This is a genomic window from Pseudorhodobacter sp. W20_MBD10_FR17, from assembly GCF_052119765.1.
Taxonomy (GTDB): domain Bacteria; phylum Pseudomonadota; class Alphaproteobacteria; order Rhodobacterales; family Rhodobacteraceae; genus Pseudorhodobacter.
Genome location: NZ_JBGQOQ010000096.1, coordinates 1 through 2,538, shown reverse-complemented (window position 1 = coordinate 2,538; position 2,538 = coordinate 1). Strand labels below are relative to the sequence as shown.

Here is a 2,538-nt window from a genome sequence, read left to right as displayed (position 1 = left end):
TGAGAACGGCAGTGCAAAAGTGAGCCACGGAAGTGGCGTGATAATCTCGCTGCGGGCAGCGTAAAATGTTGCCACTTTGGCCCTTTCTGTTTGCAGGGAGGGCGGGAGATTTTAGTCGTGGATTTATATTTGAAGGTCCGCCTCGCGCGTCGGGGTGGTATGAGCGAACGGGTGGCAGCAGGCCATTTCGGCATATCTCGTGCAAGCGTGAAGAAGATGATGATGTTTTCGGTCCCGCCCGGATATCAACGAACGGCGCAGATCAAGCGGCCCAAGTTGGACGGGTTCACCGGCTTCATTGATCAGTGGCTGCAGGACGATCTCAGCCGGAACCGGAAGCAGCGCCATACCGCCAAGCGCGTTTTTGAACGGTTGCGCGACGAACATGGATTTCGGGGCGGCTATTCGACGGTCAAGAACTATGTCCGGGAACACGGGCGCCGCAGTCGGGAGATGTTTGTGCCGCTGGCGCATTCCCCCGGCCACGCCCAAGCTGATTTTGGCGAAGCAATGGTTGTGATCGGCGGTGTCGAGCAAAAGGCGTATTTCTTTGCGCTGGATCTGCCCTACAGCGATGCGTGCTTTGTGCGTGCGTATCCTGCAGCGGTCTCCGAGGCTTGGGTTGATGGCCATGTTCATGCCTTTGCCTTCTTCGGCCGTGTTCCGCAGTCGGTTCTTTATGACAACGATCGATGCTTGGTCGCGAAGATCTTGCCGGACGGTTCGCGCAAGCGGACCAAGCTGTTCAGCGGGTTCTTGTCGCATTACTTCATCCATGATCGCTATGGTCGCCCGGGCAAGGGCAACGATAAAGGCGCTGTTGAGGGTCTGGTCGGGTATGCCCGGCGCAACTTCATGGTGCCCATCCCTCATTTTGCGACATGGGAGGCGTTCAACCTTTGGCTTGAAGAGCAATGCCGCAAGCGTCAATCAGATGTCTTGCGCGGGCATGGCGACAGCATCGGGCAACGTCTGGCCCGTGACCTTGATGCCATGATGGATCTGCCCGCATCGCCGTTTGATGCCTGTGATCAATCCAGTGGCCAAGTGAACTCACAATCCTTGGTGCGCTACAAAACCAATGATTACTCGGTGCCGGTTGCCTATGGTCACCGTGACGTTTGGGTGCGCGGCTATGTCGATCAGGTTGTCATTGGCTGTGGCGGAGATGTGATTGCCCGCCACCCCCGGTGCTGGGATCGGGAGGATATGGTCTTTGATCCTGTCCATTATCTGCCGCTGCTTGAGCAAAAGATCGGTGCTTTGGATCAGGCCGCCCCATTGGCGGAATGGGATCTGCCAGAGGAATTTGCGACCCTACGCCGCTTGATGGAAGCCCGCATGATCAAGGCTGGTCGGCGCGAGTATGTGCAGGTCTTGCGGCTGCTGGAGACATTCGAGATGGGGGACCTGCAGGTCGCCGTTAAAAATGCACTCCGAATGGGGGCTATTGGTTTTGATGCCGTCAAACACCTTGTGCTGTGCCAGATCGAGAAGCGGCCGCCCAAATTGGATCTTGATGTCTATCCTTATCTGCCAAAGGCCAATGTCGGCACGACGTCAGCGGCCAGCTACATGTCCCTGATGCAGCGGGGCAAGGCTGCATGACACAAGCCCCTCAAATCTTACTGGATCACCGGCTCAAATCACTACGGCTGCCAACGGTGCTTCGAGAATATGGCAAACTGGCCCGCCAGTGCGCCACAGAGGGGCAGGATCATGTTCAGTTCCTCGCCCGCTTGGTTGAATTGGAAATGATCGACCGTGAGCGGCGGATGATCGAACGGCGCATCAAGGCTGCCAGGTTCCCGGCCGTCAAAAGCCTGGACAGCTTCGACTTCAAGGCGATCCCGGCCTTGAACAAGATGCAGGTGCTGGAGTTGGCGCGTTGCGAATGGATTGACCGGCGCGAGAATGTCATCGCACTCGGCCCTTCAGGCACCGGCAAAACCCACATTGCCCTCGGCCTAGGGTTGTCGGCATGCCAGAAAGGCCTGTCTGTCGGCTTTGTCACCGCCGCAGCGCTTGTTCATGAACTGATGGAGGCCAGAGACGAACGCAGACTGCTACGGCTTCAAAAGCAGATGGTGGGTTACAAGCTGCTTATCATTGACGAGCTGGGCTTTGTTCCGCTGAGCAAAACCGGGGCCGAGCTTCTGTTTGAGTTAATCTCCCAACGCTACGAGCGCGGTTCCACGCTGATCACCAGCAACCTGCCATTCGACGAATGGACCGAAACCTTTGGGTCAGAACGCCTGACCGGCGCACTCCTCGACCGACTGACCCACCACGTCAACATCCTGGAGATGAATGGCGAAAGCTACCGCCTTGGACAAAGTAAGGCGCGTCAGGCAACGCCCAAAACCTAAATCACAATCAGCACCGATTGGCCCTGACGGGCCAAAGCATCCGGGCAACCGCCAGCTATATGACAAGCGCGGCCGCCCGGATGCTGGCGCTCGTCTATACGCTGATTATCCCAACCCCAAAGTGGCAACATTTTGCACTGCCCTTTGGCTCACTTTTACTCTGCCGTTG

The 2,538-nt window shown here is 57.2% G+C and carries 2 protein-coding genes; both read left to right on the top strand.

Annotated features, from left to right (window positions below; translation table 11 throughout):
- The first annotated feature begins 117 nt into the window (after positions 1-117).
- The gene (gene istA / locus ACEN2J_RS20700) at positions 118-1,608 is read left to right on the top strand and encodes an IS21 family transposase (protein WP_442108635.1); all 1,491 of its coding nucleotides are present in this window, start codon (positions 118-120) and stop codon (positions 1,606-1,608) included.
- Positions 1,605-2,369, top strand: a complete 765-nt coding sequence (istB, locus tag ACEN2J_RS20695; RefSeq protein ID WP_323033187.1) for an IS21-like element helper ATPase IstB — start codon at positions 1,605-1,607, stop codon at positions 2,367-2,369. Before istA ends, istB begins: the two co-directional genes overlap by 4 nt.
- The last annotated feature ends 169 nt before the right edge of the window (positions 2,370-2,538 follow it).

Coding starts and splice junctions, on each gene's coding strand:
- istB (WP_323033187.1), top strand. CDS start 1,605: ATGACACAAGCCCCTCAAATCTTACTGGATCACCGGCTCAAATCACTA.